The organism is Serratia sp. X3 (assembly GCF_014982455.1).
GTDB classification, from domain to species: domain Bacteria; phylum Pseudomonadota; class Gammaproteobacteria; order Enterobacterales; family Enterobacteriaceae; genus Serratia; species Serratia ureilytica.
This window is the reverse complement of sequence record NZ_JADCNB010000001.1, coordinates 15,706-31,221: the sequence shown is the minus strand read 5'-3', so window position 1 is coordinate 31,221 and position 15,516 is coordinate 15,706. Positions and strand designations below refer to the sequence as shown.

Genomic DNA, 15,516 nt, shown 5'->3' with positions numbered 1-15,516 from the left:
CCTTATTGACGACCAGTGTATTTATAACTCGGTGCGGAGCTGTAACGCTTTTATATACCGTTTAGTGATTTACAAGCATCAAACGCTATAAGGCAGGAAATGCGAGGCGTTTTGGGGCGGGAAAACAGACCGAAGCCGGACGCGCCGGCTTCGGCAACGGCGTCAAAGTGACAGCAGGCGCGTCAGCGATGGCGCAAAGTAGTAGCTGCCGGTGACCGCACGGCTGAAACGCAGCATTGCGTCGCGTTTGCCGTCCAGATCGCCGAACATGCTCAGCAGCTGCTGCTCGATATTGTGCAGGCGCGCGCAATAGGCGATGAAGAACAGGCCGTGCTTGCCGCTGGCGGTGCCGTAAGGCAGGCTCTGGCGCAGAATCTTCAGGCCCTTGCCGTCCTCTTTCAGATCGACACGGCTGACGTGCGAAGTATCCGGACGCCGATCCGCCGGCAGCTCTTCGCTGTCGTGCTTGGTGCGGCCGATGATCTGCTCCTGCTGTTCGGTGGTAAAACGCTGCCACTGGCGCAGGTTGTGCTCGTAACGTTGCACCAGCACGTAGCTGCCGCCCGCATCCTCTTCACCCTCGGCGATCGTCGCCACTGCCGGGCGCTGGTCGCCCTGCGGGTTTTCGGTGCCGTCGATGAAGCCGCTCAGATCGCGCTCTTCCACCCAGCGGAAGCCGTGGGTTTCTTCCTCAATCTTGATGACGCTGCCGAACGCCGCCAGCGCGGCCTGCGCCAGCGTGAAGTTGACGTCGTGGCGCAGCGACTGGATGTGGATCAGCATATCGCGCTGGGTGGCCGGCGCCAGCCCTTTGCCGAGCGGCGTGAACGGCTTCAGCTCTTTCGCGCCCTGGCCGCTGGAGAGATCGTGCCAGACGTCGTAGCCGAAAGCGATCACCGCGCCGAGGCGCGCATCGGGGAACTGCTGCTGCAGCTCGCTCAGCGTCTGACAAAACTGTTTGCAGCCCTGGCGCAAATCGGCGAATTCGCCCTGTACGCTGGCTTCCATAAAAATGGCGAAACGGCAGTGCTCCAGCAGAATGCCGCTCTGAACCTGTGTCATGTTGTTATCCTCAATACCAGAATCCGGCAACAGGTAAGGTATGGCGGTTGACGCGCGGGGTCCCTGTTACAAACGCGCGCTATCATACCGCAAGCACAGGCGATTGCCTTGCAGCAGCGCAAAGAAAATAGGGGTAATGATTTGGACAAGCAGGCGCCGGGAACCGGCGCCCGTTGAACGCGTTACTGCTGCGGCTTGGCGTGCCAAATGATTTTGCTGACCGTCCAGCTTTTCAGGGTGTCGTCCGGCGGGATGATATCCTGCGCTCCGGCCCACTTGCCGCTGAAGATGTAGGTGACGTATTTGCTCTGCTCCGCCACGCACTCCACTTTACCGGCGTCTTCACCGCTGCCCGGCTTACAGGAGCCAAACGCCTTGCTGTACATGTCGCCAAACGGCGTGCCGAGCTTGTTGCCCCACTCCGTCGCCACTTTCGGATCCATCACGTCCACCCGCTGCAGGCGCCCTTTCGGTTCGCCGGTGATCACCAGCTTCACTTCGTCGCCGGACAGCGCCTGATAGTAAGAGACGATCTGGCCGTTGTTAGTCGCCATGCCGCCGCGCAGGCGGTAGTTGCCGTCCAGCCCGTCGTTGATGGCGCTTTCCGACATCGGCGTGCCGGCGTTGAGCTTGCCGACGCCCTTGGCGCCGACTTCCAGGCTGCTGCCGAACCAGTTAAACGGCGACAGGCTGGACCAAGAGAAATTAGACATGCTCGAACAGCCGGTCAGTAACAGCGGAAGCCCTAACAACAGGGGGCGAATATTCATCTCTAGCTCCTTAGACATCAATGGCATGGGGCGGGTCACCCGCTCCTGCCGCATTCGGCGTTTTGCTGCGTGCCAGCCTCTCACAACGGCCCGCACTACGCCAACGGTTGCCAGCTTGGAGTGCGGAAAATGCGAAAAGTGCCGCACTTCTCGGCAATTAGTCGGCGCGCTCCGCTGGCGCGAAACAGGCTTTCAGACGCGCATTCAGCAGCAGATAGCTCAGCGCCAGCGCGTCGAGCAGCGCCAACGTCAGCTCCAGCCCCGGCGCATCGCCGTCCTGGCGCCACAGGCTGAACAGCGAGCCGCCGAACGACGCCAGCAGCGAGACAGCCAGCCCCCAGCGCCAGCCGCGCCACAGTCGCGGCCACTGGTGGCGACGGCCGCTCAGCAAAAACGCCAGCGCCGCCGGCAGACCGAGCAGCATGCCGTACCAAAAGCGTTGGGTATCCGGATAAAACAACGCCAACAAGCTTTCGCCCTGCTCGCGCGAAGCGCCGGCCATCACGAACAACAGCCAGGTGCGCGCCTGCAAAATCAGCACGGCCCAAAATCCCAGCGGCAGCCGCAGCGCGCCGTGCTGATCGTAATCGTCCGGGGAAAACCGGGGTGAGAATGGCTTCAACGCTCGTTCCTTGCCAACAGAATAAAGACTATGGCTACAGATGGGCGCCGGCGATGGGAATTTCAATGCGTCGGCTTAAGAAGCTCTTAAGATCGGCGTGTTTTAATCCTTATCACTTAGCAAGCACCCGATATCAGCGGGATGTGATTTTCGATAACGATAAGGAAGCGCAACATGAAAAAACTGACTCTGGCCACTCTGATCGCGCTGTGCAGCGCACCGGTACTGGCGCAACAAGGCGGGTTCCTCGATCCGGCCGCGCCGCAGGCTCAAACGCAAACCACCGCACAAGGTGGTTTCTCCGGCCCCAGCGCGGCGCTGACCACCGTGGACAAGGTGAAATCGCTGAGCGACGACACCTGGGTGATGCTGCAGGGCAACATCGAACAGCGCATCGGCGACGAAACCTATACCTTCCGCGACGCCACCGGCACCCTGACGGTCGATATCGACCGCAAACGCTGGAACGGCCAGACCGTTACGCCGAAAGACAAGGTGCAGCTGGAAGGGAAAGTGGATAAAGACTGGAACAGCCTCGAAGTGGACGTGAAAACCGTCAAAAAGCTGCCGTAATGCGTTGCGGCGGGCGGGGCAACGCCGCCGCCCGCCGCTCGATCAATATTCCTGATCTTCGATCAGCCGCTTGCCCAGGCTGGTGATGCCCTGGATCTCGTAGCCGAGCTTCTCGTACATCTCAACCACCGTGTCGTTGTCTTCGCGCACCATAATCTGGATCTTCGGGCAGCCGCGGGCGATCAGCTTCTTCTCCAGACGGTTGATCAACGCATTGGCGATGCCGCGCCCGCGATAGTCAGGGTGCACCCCGAGGTAATACGCCGATCCGCGGTGGCCGTCATAGCCGCCCATCACCGAACCGACTACTTCGCCGCCGACTTCCGCCACCAGGAACAGCTCCGGGTCGTGGTTCAGCTTGCGCTCGATGTCCATTTCCGGATCGTTCCAGGGCCGCAGCAGATCGCAGCGCTCCCACAGGGTAATGACTTCTTCAAAGTCGTCTTGTCGAAATACGCGAATTTCCATCGATGTTGGCCGCTGTTAATTAAGGTGTTTATCTGATTATCGCGTGATTATTCACTTACGCAATATCAAACTGCGATTTACCGCGCTATTTGCCCCGAAATCGCCGGTAACAGGCGTAATAAATGGAAATAGTTATCGGGTCGATTAATGATAATCAATACGATATAACGTCGCGAAATAGAATCGTCGACGGAGCGTTGCGTAATGAAAAAGCAGGGTAAACCATTCCTCAATTTTAAGCCGCTTGCCGTTTCCCCTACGCGACGCCAACTGTTGCTTTCCGGCCTGGCGGTCGCGCTGTTCGGCGTGAAAAACCCAAGCGCCAAGGCGGAAGGCCTGCTGCGCAATCAGCACAGCAAACCGGCGGCGAAACCGGCCGGCGGCAAAAAGCGGGTGATGATCGATCCCGGCCACGGCGGCATCGACTCCGGCGCGGTCGGCCACGAAGGCTCGCAGGAAAAACACATCGTGCTGGAAATCGCCAACCACGTGCGCCGTTTCCTGCATGAGCACGATCACATCGAGGCGCGCCTGACGCGCGAAGAAGACGAATTCATTCCGCTGTTCCAGCGGGTGGAGATCGCCCACCAGCACCAGGCCGATCTGTTCATTTCCATTCACGCCGACGGTTTTACCAGCCCGTCGGCCTCCGGCGCTTCGGTATTCGCCCTCTCCAACCGCGGCGCCAGCAGCGCCATGGCGCGCTACCTGTCCAACCGTGAAAACGCCGCCGACGACGTAGCGGGCGGCAAATACAAGGATCAGGACAACTACCTGCAGCAGGTGCTGTTCGATCTGGTGCAAACCGACACCATCAACAACAGCCTGACGCTCGGCCGCCACGTGCTCGGCCAAATTCGTCCGGTACAACATCTGCACAGCGACAGCACCGAACAGGCGGCGTTCGCGGTGCTGAAATCCCCGTCCATTCCCTCGGTACTGGTGGAAACCTCGTTCATCACCAACCCGAACGAAGAACGGCTGCTGGGCACCACCGCGTTTCGCGAGAAAATCGCCCGCGCCATCGCGGACGGCATCGTCAACTTCTTCGACTACTTCGACGCACACCAACGCAAACCCCGCTGATGCCGCGGGCGGCGAATAAGAGTATACTCAGCGCCTTGTTCAGCCAGACGCTATAAAGACCCCGCATGAGTTTACCTAACATCGCTGAAGTAAAATCCTTCCTGCTGGCGCTGCAGGATCATATCTGCGCGCAGCTCGCCCAGGCCGATGGCGCCGCCGTGTTCACCGAAGACCAATGGACGCGTGAAGAAGGCGGCGGTGGCCGCAGCCGTGTGCTGACCAACGGCGCGGTGTTCGAACAGGCGGGGGTCAATTTCTCGCACGTCTCCGGCGCCACCCTGCCGGCCTCGGCGACCGCGCACCGTCCGGAACTGGCCGGGCGCAGCTTCCAGGCGATGGGTGTCTCCCTGGTTATCCATCCGCTCAGCCCCTACGTGCCCACCAGCCACGCCAACGTGCGCTTCTTCATCGCTGAAAAGCCGGGCGAAGCGCCGGTATGGTGGTTCGGCGGCGGCTTTGATCTGACGCCGTTCTACGGCTTCGCAGAGGATGCCGTGCACTGGCACCGCACCGCAGCCGAGCTGTGCGCGCCGTTCGGCGACGAGGTCTACCCCAAATATAAACAGTGGTGCGACGATTACTTCTTCATCAAGCATCGCAACGAAGCGCGCGGCATCGGCGGCCTGTTCTACGACGATCTGAACACCCCGGATTTCGACCATTGTTTCGCCTTCACCCGCGCGGTGGGCCAGGGCTTCCTCGACGCCTACCTGCCGATCGTCGAAAAACGCAAGGCCTTGACCTGGGGCGAGCGCGAGCGCCAGTTCCAGCTGTATCGCCGCGGCCGCTATGTGGAGTTCAACCTGGTGTGGGATCGCGGCACGCTGTTCGGGCTGCAAACCGGCGGGCGCACCGAGTCCATCCTGATGTCGATGCCGCCGTTGGTGCGTTGGGAATATAACTACCAGCCGGACACAGGCAGCCCGGAAGCGGCGCTGGCGCGCGATTTCCTGCCGGTGCGCGACTGGCTGCAGGAGCCGAAATAATGCAGATTTGGGTCGATGCGGACGCCTGTCCGAACGTGATCAAAGAGGTGCTGTTCCGCGCCGCCGATCGCACCGCCATCACCGTGACGCTGGTGGCGAACCAACCGCTGCGCACGCCGCCGTCGAAATACATCCGTTCGCTGCAGGTGGCGGCCGGCTTCGACGTGGCCGATAACGAGATCGTGCGCCGCTGCGAAGCGGGCGATCTGGTGATCACCGCCGACATTCCGCTGGCGGCGGAGGTGATTGAGAAAGGCGCGGTGGCGCTGAACCCGCGCGGCGAACGCTATACGCCGGACACCATTCGCGAGCGCCTCAACATGCGCGATTTTATGGATACCCTGCGCGCCAGCGGCATTCAGACCGGCGGCCCGAACGCCCTGAACCAGCGCGACCGCCAGCAGTTCGCCAACGAGCTGGACAAATGGCTGCTGCAGGCGAAACGGGCGCAGTGACTGCGCCCTGCTCTGCTGCGGTTTAGAAGCGCACCTCCCCGCCGAAGATATAGGTGCGCCCACGGGCGGTGTTGGTCGGCGTCTCATACTGCGACTGCGACGGCAGCGAGTTCATCTTGTTGAGCGCGTCCGAATAGTCTCTGTCCATCAGGTTTTGCACGCTGAGCTTCAGCAGCAGATTGCGATTCACCTGATAGGTGCCGTACAGATCGATAATGGTCGGAATATGCGGCGCCGGCTCCTTCAGCAACTGCTCATTCTCATCGTAATCAGAGTCCGGCGACAGGCGCACCGACTTGCCGGTGTATTTCACCACCCCGCCCAGCGTCAGTTTTTCGTCCAGCAGGCGCACCCCGCTGTCCAGCGTGAAGTAGAATTCCGGCAGCTCGCTGATATCGCCCGCGCCGAATACGTTGCTGGCCTGGTTGGTCGGCTGGGAGGTATGCTCCTTGCTTAACGACAGCTTGGTGAAGGCGAAACCGGCGTCGTACAGCGCTTCAAGCTCCACCCCGCGCGTTTTGACCGGATCGGGAGCATTGCTGTACATGGTCATGCTGACGTTGATGTCCGCGTTATCCCACTCTTCCTGCGTCGCCTGCGAACGGTTGCACTTCTGACGGTTTTTACACACCAGGTAGGTTTGGCTGGATATGTAGTTTTTGATCCTGGTTTCGAAATAGACCGCTTTCAGTTGGAAGCTGTCCTGCTTGAACAACAGATCGTGAGCATTGGCGTTGAACCCGCCCTGCCAGGTCTCCGCTTTTTCACCCTTCAGGAACGGGTTCATCGACTGGCCGCCGCTGTTGGCGAAGAACACTTCCTGGATATTCGGCCCGCGCATCGACTTGCTGTAGCTGACGAACGGCTGCAGCCACGGCGTCACCTGCGCCGACAGCATGACCGACGGGTTGAAGCCGTGTTCGTTGCGGTTGATAGTGCCGGCGCCCTGAGGGAAGCACTCTACGCGCTCATCACAGGCCGGCTTGTAGCCGGAGAGGCGATAGGCAGTGTAGTTCAGGTCGACATTTCCCTGCCAGATGCCGTAGTTGGCCTGCAACCCACTGTACAGGCTGGAGATATCTTGTTTGCCGGCAATGCCCACCGGCATGCTTTCCGCCTGATCCTGATCCGTCACCAGCCCGGATGCCTTTTTCTTATACTCGTTGCGTACCAGCTTGCCGCCGTAGCTGAAGGCGAAATCAATATCCCGCAGGCTGAAACGGCTGGTGTTGTTGATATCCAGCGCATCGGAAATGTTTTTCGCCGTACTGTCGCTGAACCCCGCCATGTTGTTGGACATGAACTTCTGCTCACCGCGACTGGTGCTGGCGGTCAATTTGAAATCGATCAGTTCCGAGAACGGCGCGTAGTGGTATTTGAGGTAAAAATCGTCGCTGTCGATGTGGCGGCGGGTGATTTTATTCTGGTAGCGGCGCGCCGACAGTTCGATGCTGTTGAAGGCATCCGGCTTGATGTCCACTTTGAACAGCTGAGATTTCGGGTTCTGGCGGTAGGTTTTATCGACGTTGAACATCTCGCTGTCGAAACCGGCGCCGTTTTTGTAGTTGGAGGTGATGGAGCTGCCGCTGATCGCCGCCATCGCCCCCAGGCTGCCGCCGTCGGCAAAGGCGGCGGTTTTGGCGCCCACGGCGATCATGCCGCTGCGACCGATGCCGTTATTGCCCACCGAGAATTTGGTGCGTACGCCGAACGGGTTGTCGCCAAAGACTACGTCGTCCACGCCGATAGTGCGGAAGTTGGCGCTGCCCGCCAAGGCGTTAACGCCGTCGGAACCGGTGGCGTTGCCGCGCGCCACATCGACGCCGACGATAAAGTTCGGATCGATCAGCGCCCCGAACTGGCTGGTGGGCATGCCGCCGTGCGCTGCATCGCTCGGGGAGTTGCCGTAGTAGTTTTGCGTAATGCCGTCGACCATGGTGTTGACCCGGCCGAAGCCGCTCAGGCCGCGGATATTGACGCTGACCGATCCCTGGCCGGGGTCGATCTGGGTATAGGTGCCCGGCATGCTGCGCAGAATGCTGTCCACCGACTCCAGATTTTGGTTCTCGTCGCGCGAGCTGAACGCGCCCGGCCTCGCCAACGCGTCTTTTTCGCTGCTTTTGCCGCCGTCGGCGGCCGAGACGTTGAGCGGGCTGAACGCCACGCTGCCTTTATTGTTTTCCGCCTGTTCCTGCGCGGCCACAGCCTGCCCGTGCAGCACCAGTCCCGCGCCGATCAGGCTCGCTATCATTTTAATTTTCATATATCCCCAGAAATAGCCAATAAGGTTTGATGGCCGACAATGCCCAGCAAAAAGCCCGCCGAAAGCGCGGTATAAAAGGTTGTTATTGTTTTATTGCGCCGCAGCGTGCCGCGGCGCTGAAGGTTATTTCTGCGCCCGCCGATCCGCCGCCAGAATAAAGGCGTACTCCAGCGCGCCGTTTTCCAGCCGCGCCAGGCGGCCCGATTTGCCGCCGTGGCCGGCGGTCATGTCGGTGGAGAGCAGCAGCAGCGAATCGCCCTGTTTGAAACGCCGCAGCTTCGCCACCCATTTGGCCGGCTCCCAATACTGCACCTGCGAGTCGTATAAACCGCTGGTGACCAGCAGGTTCGGGTAGCGCTGTTTGCGCACGTTGTCATACGGGCTGTAGGACTTCATCAGCGCATAGGCGGCCGGCTGGTGCGGGTTGCCCCACTCCTCGTATTCGCCGGTAGTGAGCGGAATGCTGTCGTCCAGCATGGTGGTCACCACGTCGACGAAAGGCACCTGCGCCACCACCGCGTTGTACAGCTGCGGCGCCTGATTGATCACCGCCCCCATCAGCAAACCGCCGGCGCTGCCGCCCATGGCGTAGATGCGCCCCGGCTGGCCGTAGCCGCCGTTGATCAGCGCCTGGGTGGCGTCGATGAAATCGTTGAAGCTGTTCGGTTTGTGCGTCAGCTTGCCCTGTTTGTACCAGCTCTGCCCCAGTTCGCCGCCGCCGCGCACGTGGATCAGCGCATAGACGAAGCCGCGATCCAGCAGGCTGATGCGGTTCGCGCTGAACGCCGGATCCATGCTCATGCCGTAAGCGCCATAGCCGTAGACCAGCAGCGGGTTATGGCCGTTCTTGAACAGCGGCTTGCGGTACACCAGCGAGACCGGCACCTTCACGCCGTCGCGCGCCGTGACCCAGATGCGCTCGCTGTGATACAGGCTGGGATCGACGCCTTTCACTTCCTGCTGCTTGAGCAGAGTGCGCTCGCCCTTGTTCAGATCCCACTCATAGGTGCGGGTCGGCGTGGTCATCGCCGAATAGCCGTAGCGCAAACGATCGCTGTCCGGCTCCGGGTTATAGCCCAGCCAGGCCATGTAGCTGGCGTCGTCGAACGGGATGGCGCGCTCGGTTTTGCCATCCCAGCTGATTTGCCGCAGCTGCACCAGCCCGTTGGCGCGTTCCTGCACCACCAGCCAGTCGCGGAACAGGCTGAAGCTTTCCACCTCATGCTGCGCCTGCGGCGCAATCAGCGTCTGCCAAGGTTTGCCCGCCGCCGCCGTGCGGTACAGGCCAAAGTTCGGATCCTGATGGTTGGAACGCAGATAGAACTCGCCGCGGTAGTGATCGAGATAATACTCGCGGCCGTTTTGCCGGGCGGCGAACAGCTGCGGCTCGCGCTGCGGCTGGCTGGCGTCGATCAGGCGCACTTCGGACGTGGTGTTGCCGCTGATGGTCAGAATCAGGTAATCGCGCGAAGAAGAACGGCCGAGGCTGAGGTAGAACGCCGGATCGTTTTCCTGGTACACCAGCTTATCTTCCGCCGTCGGCGTCCCGTACTGATGGCGATAAACCTGGTACGGCAACAGCGTTTGCGGGTGGTTACGCACGTAGAACAGGGTTTGGCTATCGTTGGCCCATACCATGTTGCCGGAGGTGTTTTCCAGCGTTTCCGGCGACCAGCGTTCGCTGTCTATCTCGCGCAGGGAGATGCGGTATTGGCGGCGGCCCTGCAGATCTTCGGCCACCGCCAGGCGGCGGTTGTCCAGGCTGACGTCCATCGCCCCCAGGCGATAATAGGCATGGCCGGCCGCGCGCTGATTGGCGTCCAACAGGGTTTGCCACGGCGCGTCGGCGGTGAGCGCCTGGCGCTGATACCGCGCGAAATCTTTACCGGCGGCGTAGCTTTCCTGATAGCGATAGCCGTTGAGCTGATACGGCACCGAACGATCGTCAGGGTTCATACGGCCCAGCATCTCCTGATACAGCGTGGCGCGCAGCGTCTGGTACGGCGCCATCATCTGCTCGGTGTAGCGGTTCTCCGCCTTCAGGTAGTCCAGCACCTTCCGCTCTTTTCGGCTGTCGTCGCGCAGCCAGTAGTAATCGTCGGTACGCGTCTCGCCGTGGGCCGTCAGCGCTTTCGGCGCCCGTTCCGCCAACGGCGGCTGCGGTTGCGCCAGCGCGGCGCCTGCGATGCCTAAAGAAAGCCAGAGCGCGGCCGCGATGCGACGGCGCGGGGTAAATAACAGCGGATTCATAATCCCTCACGAAGTTTGAAGAGCCGGACGGCGGCGCTGCCGCGTCTGCGGGCATTAACGGCGGGCATTCAGCTCCGCCAGATTGAAATCGATCGGCATCCTTACCCTGACGGCCCCCTGCTGCAGCATCTCCGGCGGCGGCGGCGGCAACGGCTGCGCGCGCGACACCACCGCCACCGCTTCCCGATCCAATGACGCGGTGCCGGAACGGATCTGCAGGGTCACGTTCGATACCCGCCCCTGCGCATCGACGCTGAAACTGACCTGCGGCATGCCGCTGCGCCGGCGGTTGCGGGCATCCGGGGGATACTCTTTGATGCGGTTCAGTTTGCCCTTCACCAGGCTCTCCCACGACAGCTTGGCCTGCGCGTTGCTGTTGGCGTCGCTGTTGATCGGAGCGGCGGTTTGGTGAGAGAGCGTCTGCGCCTGCGGCGCAGCGGCGCTGGATGCGGCGGCGTTGCGCGTCTCTTTCGCCTGTTCCTGCGGTTTCGGCTGCGCTTTTTGCGGGGGACGGTGCTCGGCGCGCTTCTTGTCCGCCGTCACGATCTTCGCTTTATCGGCGCGCGCCAGCTTGGGCAGATCCGGCTGTTGCTGCTGTTCCGCCGGCTGCGCCGCAGCGGATTCCGCCTGTTGCACGCCCAGCGGCAACGGTTTGCTTTCCGGCGCTTCAATCTGCGCCGCCCAGCTCATCATCACCGCCGGCGGCGGCAGCTCGACCGGCTCGAGCGCCGTCTGCGGCCAATAAAACAGCAACGCTAACGCCGCGTGCGCCGCCAGGGCGAGCAGCAAGCCGCGCGCCCAGCGCGGCTGCGCAAAGGCCGGAGGGGGATAAGACTGACTTAACATAGGGGCATTAGCTTACTTAATTGCGAATGATTGCAGATCACATTTACTAATGATAATCATTTGCAACTATAATTAACACCCCTTTTCACTGCCTTAACGTATTCATTTCACTGATGGTGTGATCCACAGGTAGTCCGCCGTGTGCGCGTCAACCTGTACGCCCGGCTCCGCCAGCATCAGCACCGTCGGCGCCGCCGCCGGTTGCAGATCCCGCACGTGCAGCGGCACGCCCACCGATTTGGCGGCGTGATAACCGCCGGCGATCAATAGCGCGGGCGTCGGCGCCGCCAGCAGGCGCTCCGCCATGCGCCTGTCGCGCTGTTGCTGGATTGCCAGCATCGCATGCAGCTGCGCGGCCTCAATCTGGCCGCCGTGCGAAGTGCGGATGGTCTCTTCCAGCGCCTTGCGCACCGCCGGCTGCGACGAGAGCTGCCCCGCCGGAAACTGCGGCTGCTGATAGAACGCCGCGATCTCGCTGCGATCCAGGTTGGCCGACCACAGCGGGTAAGGCGCGCGCATCGCCGCCATCGTCACCCCGCCATACAGTTCCCACTTCCAGCCCGGCTGCCAGGCGATCAGCTCCGCCACGCGGCCGTCACGCACCGTGGGATCGCTCTGCAGCCACTGCTTGACCTTGTCGACCTGCGCCTGCTGGTTCGGGTTGATCATCTCCATCAGCACGCTGCCCTGCGGCCGCCGTTGCGGCAGCTGCTGCACCAGCCATTGCTCAATCTGATGGTGGTAAGGATTGTCATGCTTTTCCCCCACGATCACCCGCGGCTGCTGCGCCAACCGCGTCAACAGCTGCTCGGGCGTCAGGGTCACGCCGCTGTGCAGATCGGTGATATTCCCCATGCTCGCGACGTCGCTGGCCGGCGTCTTCACCGGCGTTTGGCTGCAGGCGCCGAGCGCCAACGCCGCCAATAAAATCAGATATCTCATCATGTTGCCCCATTAGCGAAAATGGCGACATTATAGATAATAATTATCATTTTCATATAGATCTGACCTGACGATTTTTTTACGCGGCGATCGCCGGTGACGCATTGCGTTGAAACGGCATTGCGGGTATAACCAATAGCCATTCAGATATTTAGACGTCTATACGGATAGATTATTATGCACTCATCGGCGCCCGCCGCAGGGCAGTTCAAACGCAGCATGAAGGCCCGGCATCTGGTGATGCTGTCGCTAGGCGGCGTGATCGGCACCGGGCTGTTTTTCAATACCGGCTACATCATCTCCACCACCGGGGCGCTCGGCACGCTGCTGGCCTACCTGATCGGCGCGCTGGTGGTATATCTGGTGATGCTGTGCCTGGGCGAGCTGTCGGTGGCGATGCCGGAAACCGGCGCCTTTCACGTCTATGCTTCGCGCTATCTGGGGCCGGCCACCGGCTATGCCGTCGCCTGGCTGTATTGGCTCACCTGGACGGTGGCGCTGGGCTCCAGCCTGACCGCCGCCGGATTCTGCATGCAGTACTGGTTCCCGCAGTCGCCGGTGTGGCTGTGGTGTCTGATCTTCTGCGCGGCCATTTTCCTGCTCAACGTGGTGACCACCCGCTTTTTTGCCGAAAGCGAGTTCTGGTTTTCGCTGATCAAAGTGGTGACCATTCTGGCGTTTATCATTCTGGGCGGCGCCGCCATGTTCGGCCTGCTGCCGATGAAAGACGGCACGCCGGCGCCGTTCCTGCACAACCTGACCGCTTCCGGCTGGCTGCCGCACGGCACGCTGCCGATCCTGATGACCATGGTGGCGGTGAACTTCGCCTTCTCCGGCACGGAACTGATCGGCATCGCCGCCGGTGAAACCGAGAACCCGGAGAAAGTCGTGCCGCTGGCGATCCGCACCACGGTGATCCGCCTGATGCTGTTCTTTATCGGCACGGTGTTTGTGCTGGCGGCGTTGATCCCCATGGATCAGGCGGGGATCGTCAAAAGCCCGTTCGTGCTGGTGTTTGAACGCATCGGCGTGCCTTACGCCGCCGATATCTTCAACTTCGTGATCCTGACCGCCATCCTGTCGGCGGCCAACTCCGGCCTGTACGCCTCGGGGCGCATGCTGTGGTCGCTGGCCCACCAGCGCACCCTGCCGGCCTACTTTGCGCGCGTCAATGCGCGCGGCATTCCGATCAACGCCCTGACCTTCAGCATGCTCGGCGGCGTGCTGGCGCTGCTGACCAGCGTGATCGCGCCGGATACGGTGTTCGTCGCCCTGTCGGCGATCTCCGGCTTTGCGGTGGTGGCGGTGTGGCTGAGCATCTGCGCCGCCCACTATGCTTTCCGCCGCGCCTATCTGCGCAGCGGCCAGCCGATAAGCGGCCTGAAATACCGTGCGCCCGGCTATCCATTGACGCCGATCCTCGGCTTTGCGCTGTGCCTGCTGGCCTGCATCGGGCTGGCGTTCGATCCGGAGCAGCGCATCGCGCTCTACTGCGGGCTGCCGTTCGTCGCCCTGTGCTACCTCACCTATTTCCTGACCCGGCGCGCCGGGCAAAAAAACGCTTTAGGAGAACAACATGTCGGTTAACAACCCCGTCGCTCGTTTGCTGGCCGAACGGCCGACGCTGATCCTGGACGGCGCGCTGGCCACCGAGCTGGAAGCGCGCGGCTGCGATCTGACCGATCCGCTGTGGTCGGCCAAGGTGCTGATTGAAAATCCCGAGCTTATCTATCAGGTGCATCTCGATTATTTCAACGCCGGCGCCCAATGCGCCATCACCGCCAGCTATCAGGCCACGCCGCAGGGCTTCTCGCGCCGCGGCCTGGATCAGGATCAATCGCTGGCGCTGATCGCCAAAAGCGTACAGCTGGCGCAACGCGCGCGGGGCGATTATCTGGCCGCACACCCGCAGGCGGCGCCGCTGTTGATCGCCGGTTCGGTGGGCCCGTACGGCGCCTATCTGGCCGACGGCTCGGAATACCGCGGCGACTACCGGCTGGCGCAGAATGACATGATTGCCTTCCACCGCCCGCGCCTCGCCGCGCTGGCCGCCGCCGGCGTCGATCTGCTGGCCTGCGAAACGCTGCCGTCGTTCGCTGAACTGCAGGCGCTGCTGACGCTGCTGCAGGAGTTCCCGACGCTCGGCGCCTGGTTCGCCTTCACCCTGCGCGACAGCCAACATCTCAGCGACGGCACGCCGCTGACGGAGGTCCTGTCCGCGCTGCGCGGCAATCCGCAGGTGTTGGCCATCGGCATCAACTGCATCGCGCTGGACAAGGTCGCCCCGGCGCTGCGCCAACTGGGCGCGCTGGCCGACAAACCGCTGCTGGTCTACCCGAACTCCGGCGAGCATTACGATGCCGTCAGCAAAACCTGGCACGCCTGCGGCGGCGAGCACGGCAGCCTGGCCGATCAGGCGACGGAGTGGCGCACGCTCGGCGCACAATTGATCGGCGGCTGTTGTCGCACTACGCCGCAGGATATTCGCGCCATCGCCGCGCGCTGTAAGAAATGAGCAGGGGGGTTATTCGGTTAGCCGGCGTAAGTGTTCAGCGGCTTGTTCTACGTTGAGGCGGCCTTGAGCTGCTTCAACCGTAATTTCGACCAGTTCTGCGTCTTCCCGCAGTGCAATGCCATTAATACCGAGAAATAGCGCCATGCTTTGGAAGGCCGTACGTTTGTTGCCATCAAGAAAAATGTGACCGTGGCTGATGGCGATGAGATAGAGCGTGGCCAAGCGGTATACGTCTGTGACGTTCTCGTAGTGGTAAGCATTGAGCACGCGGTTGGCTACAGCCTCAACTTTGCTGCCTTCCTGGCGGCCGTGAGGCACAATTTCAGCATTGAACTCCGCAATATCCTCTGCGGTCAAAAAGATCATCTATTCGCCAGCGCCTTAATCGTATCCGCGTGTTTAGCCTGAATGCGCGCTTTCACTTTGGCTTTGACCAAAACCTCATAGTCGGCCTTACTGATGATGTAAACCTCATCGTGTCCGCGGCGCGTCACTTCCACCGGCTGTTTTTGCGCTTCCAAAAGCACCTCGGCCAAATTGTTTCTCGCCGCCGTGTAGCTAATCGTAGTCATTTTCTTTACCTGTACATGTACATATTTGACGATTATTTGTACCACGTCCGCTGGAAATAAAAAAGCCCCCGGCGCCAACGGCGCAGGGGGCCAGTCATTCAACCCG

General features: G+C 61.4%; 16 protein-coding genes. 6 read left to right on the top strand and 10 right to left on the bottom strand.

All coding sequences use genetic code 11. The annotated features are described in order from the left end of the window. Nucleotides 1–162 precede the first annotated feature (162 nt). The 3 genes from IMX17_RS00165 to IMX17_RS00155 all read right to left on the bottom strand — a co-directional run bounded on the left by IMX17_RS00165 (nucleotide 163) and on the right by IMX17_RS00155 (nucleotide 2,454). On the bottom strand, nucleotides 163–1,062 hold the full coding sequence (locus tag IMX17_RS00165; protein ID WP_046896246.1) for a Dyp-type peroxidase: 900 nt from the start codon (nucleotides 1,060–1,062) through the stop codon (nucleotides 163–165). 182 nt (nucleotides 1,063–1,244) lie between these two features. Further along, nucleotides 1,245–1,832: an RpoE-regulated lipoprotein gene (locus tag IMX17_RS00160; protein ID WP_094141701.1), complete on the bottom strand. Its 588-nt coding sequence runs from the start codon at nucleotides 1,830–1,832 to the stop codon at nucleotides 1,245–1,247. A gap of 157 nt (nucleotides 1,833–1,989) precedes the next feature. Then, nucleotides 1,990–2,454, bottom strand: a complete 465-nt coding sequence (locus tag IMX17_RS00155; protein ID WP_033652563.1) for a DUF2919 domain-containing protein — start codon at nucleotides 2,452–2,454, stop codon at nucleotides 1,990–1,992. Nucleotides 2,455–2,628: 174 nt separating this feature from the next. Here IMX17_RS00155 and IMX17_RS00150 point away from each other — a divergent pair, with 174 nt between their 5' ends. Beyond that, a complete protein-coding gene (locus IMX17_RS00150; RefSeq protein WP_046896244.1) occupies nucleotides 2,629–3,027 on the top strand; it encodes a YgiW/YdeI family stress tolerance OB fold protein in 399 nt (132 codons plus the stop codon). A 42-nt stretch (nucleotides 3,028–3,069) separates the two neighbouring features. Here the strand turns inward: IMX17_RS00150 and IMX17_RS00145 are convergent, their stop codons facing one another. Beyond that, complete coding sequence (locus IMX17_RS00145) at nucleotides 3,070–3,495, bottom strand: GNAT family acetyltransferase (RefSeq protein WP_004936504.1); 426 nt, start codon at nucleotides 3,493–3,495, stop codon at nucleotides 3,070–3,072. A gap of 204 nt (nucleotides 3,496–3,699) precedes the next feature. Here IMX17_RS00145 and amiA point away from each other — a divergent pair, with 204 nt between their 5' ends. The 3 genes from amiA to IMX17_RS00130 all read left to right on the top strand — a co-directional run bounded on the left by amiA (nucleotide 3,700) and on the right by IMX17_RS00130 (nucleotide 6,022). Then, nucleotides 3,700–4,581, top strand: coding sequence for an N-acetylmuramoyl-L-alanine amidase AmiA (gene amiA / locus IMX17_RS00140; RefSeq protein ID WP_193549209.1), 882 nt, complete (start codon nucleotides 3,700–3,702; stop codon nucleotides 4,579–4,581). 65 nt (nucleotides 4,582–4,646) lie between these two features. Continuing rightward, the gene (gene hemF, locus IMX17_RS00135) at nucleotides 4,647–5,567 is read left to right on the top strand and encodes an oxygen-dependent coproporphyrinogen oxidase (protein ID WP_046896242.1); all 921 of its coding nucleotides are present in this window, start codon (nucleotides 4,647–4,649) and stop codon (nucleotides 5,565–5,567) included. Next, nucleotides 5,567–6,022, top strand: coding sequence for a YaiI/YqxD family protein (locus IMX17_RS00130; protein ID WP_004936514.1), 456 nt, complete (start codon nucleotides 5,567–5,569; stop codon nucleotides 6,020–6,022). Before hemF ends, IMX17_RS00130 begins: the two co-directional genes overlap by 1 nt. A 22-nt stretch (nucleotides 6,023–6,044) precedes the next feature. On the opposite strand, the gene IMX17_RS00125 is transcribed toward IMX17_RS00130, so the two are convergent. The 4 genes from IMX17_RS00125 to IMX17_RS00110 all read right to left on the bottom strand — a co-directional run bounded on the left by IMX17_RS00125 (nucleotide 6,045) and on the right by IMX17_RS00110 (nucleotide 12,323). After that, complete coding sequence (locus IMX17_RS00125) at nucleotides 6,045–8,285, bottom strand: TonB-dependent receptor domain-containing protein (protein WP_182265499.1); 2,241 nt, start codon at nucleotides 8,283–8,285, stop codon at nucleotides 6,045–6,047. A 123-nt stretch (nucleotides 8,286–8,408) separates the two neighbouring features. After that, on the bottom strand, nucleotides 8,409–10,535 hold the full coding sequence (locus IMX17_RS00120; protein WP_193549208.1) for a S9 family peptidase: 2,127 nt from the start codon (nucleotides 10,533–10,535) through the stop codon (nucleotides 8,409–8,411). Between the two features lie 54 nt (nucleotides 10,536–10,589). Next, a complete protein-coding gene (locus IMX17_RS00115) occupies nucleotides 10,590–11,381 on the bottom strand; it encodes a TonB family protein (protein WP_182265500.1) in 792 nt (263 codons plus the stop codon). Nucleotides 11,382–11,483: 102 nt separating this feature from the next. Further along, nucleotides 11,484–12,323 (bottom strand): ChaN family lipoprotein, encoded by an 840-nt coding sequence (locus tag IMX17_RS00110; RefSeq protein WP_046896239.1) that lies wholly within the window; start codon nucleotides 12,321–12,323, stop codon nucleotides 11,484–11,486. 177 nt (nucleotides 12,324–12,500) lie between these two features. Between IMX17_RS00110 and mmuP the strand changes: the two genes are divergently transcribed. Further along, nucleotides 12,501–13,910 carry an S-methylmethionine permease gene (mmuP, locus tag IMX17_RS00105; RefSeq protein WP_046896238.1) on the top strand — a complete coding sequence of 470 codons (1,410 nt, stop codon included), beginning with the start codon at nucleotides 12,501–12,503 and terminating at the stop codon, nucleotides 13,908–13,910. Beyond that, nucleotides 13,900–14,838 (top strand): homocysteine S-methyltransferase, encoded by a 939-nt coding sequence (gene mmuM, locus IMX17_RS00100; RefSeq protein WP_046896237.1) that lies wholly within the window; start codon nucleotides 13,900–13,902, stop codon nucleotides 14,836–14,838. The genes mmuP and mmuM overlap by 11 nt, the downstream gene beginning before the upstream one ends. Before the next feature lie 9 nt (nucleotides 14,839–14,847). Here mmuM and IMX17_RS00095 read toward each other — a convergent pair whose 3' ends face one another. Then, nucleotides 14,848–15,204 carry a type II toxin-antitoxin system death-on-curing family toxin gene (locus tag IMX17_RS00095; RefSeq protein WP_193549207.1) on the bottom strand — a complete coding sequence of 119 codons (357 nt, stop codon included), beginning with the start codon at nucleotides 15,202–15,204 and terminating at the stop codon, nucleotides 14,848–14,850. Further along, the gene (locus IMX17_RS00090; protein WP_227414437.1) at nucleotides 15,201–15,512 is read right to left on the bottom strand and encodes a type II toxin-antitoxin system Phd/YefM family antitoxin; all 312 of its coding nucleotides are present in this window, start codon (nucleotides 15,510–15,512) and stop codon (nucleotides 15,201–15,203) included. The genes IMX17_RS00095 and IMX17_RS00090 overlap by 4 nt, the downstream gene beginning before the upstream one ends. Nucleotides 15,513–15,516 lie beyond the last annotated feature (4 nt).

Bases quoted from the DNA above. Each gene is read 5' to 3' on its own strand.
- IMX17_RS00165 (WP_046896246.1), bottom strand. From the start codon at position 1,062: ATGACACAGGTTCAGAGCGGCATTCTGCTGGAGCACTGCCGTTTCGCC.
- IMX17_RS00120 (WP_193549208.1), bottom strand. From the start codon at position 10,535: ATGAATCCGCTGTTATTTACCCCGCGCCGTCGCATCGCGGCCGCGCTC.
- IMX17_RS00160 (WP_094141701.1), bottom strand. From the start codon at position 1,832: ATGAATATTCGCCCCCTGTTGTTAGGGCTTCCGCTGTTACTGACCGGC.
- IMX17_RS00110 (WP_046896239.1), bottom strand. From the start codon at position 12,323: ATGAGATATCTGATTTTATTGGCGGCGTTGGCGCTCGGCGCCTGCAGC.
- mmuM (WP_046896237.1), top strand. From the start codon at position 13,900: ATGTCGGTTAACAACCCCGTCGCTCGTTTGCTGGCCGAACGGCCGACG.
- IMX17_RS00115 (WP_182265500.1), bottom strand. From the start codon at position 11,381: ATGTTAAGTCAGTCTTATCCCCCTCCGGCCTTTGCGCAGCCGCGCTGG.
- IMX17_RS00145 (WP_004936504.1), bottom strand. From the start codon at position 3,495: ATGGAAATTCGCGTATTTCGACAAGACGACTTTGAAGAAGTCATTACC.
- IMX17_RS00130 (WP_004936514.1), top strand. From the start codon at position 5,567: ATGCAGATTTGGGTCGATGCGGACGCCTGTCCGAACGTGATCAAAGAG.
- IMX17_RS00150 (WP_046896244.1), top strand. From the start codon at position 2,629: ATGAAAAAACTGACTCTGGCCACTCTGATCGCGCTGTGCAGCGCACCG.
- amiA (WP_193549209.1), top strand. From the start codon at position 3,700: ATGAAAAAGCAGGGTAAACCATTCCTCAATTTTAAGCCGCTTGCCGTT.
- hemF (WP_046896242.1), top strand. From the start codon at position 4,647: ATGAGTTTACCTAACATCGCTGAAGTAAAATCCTTCCTGCTGGCGCTG.
- mmuP (WP_046896238.1), top strand. From the start codon at position 12,501: ATGCACTCATCGGCGCCCGCCGCAGGGCAGTTCAAACGCAGCATGAAG.
- IMX17_RS00095 (WP_193549207.1), bottom strand. From the start codon at position 15,204: ATGATCTTTTTGACCGCAGAGGATATTGCGGAGTTCAATGCTGAAATT.
- IMX17_RS00125 (WP_182265499.1), bottom strand. From the start codon at position 8,285: ATGAAAATTAAAATGATAGCGAGCCTGATCGGCGCGGGACTGGTGCTG.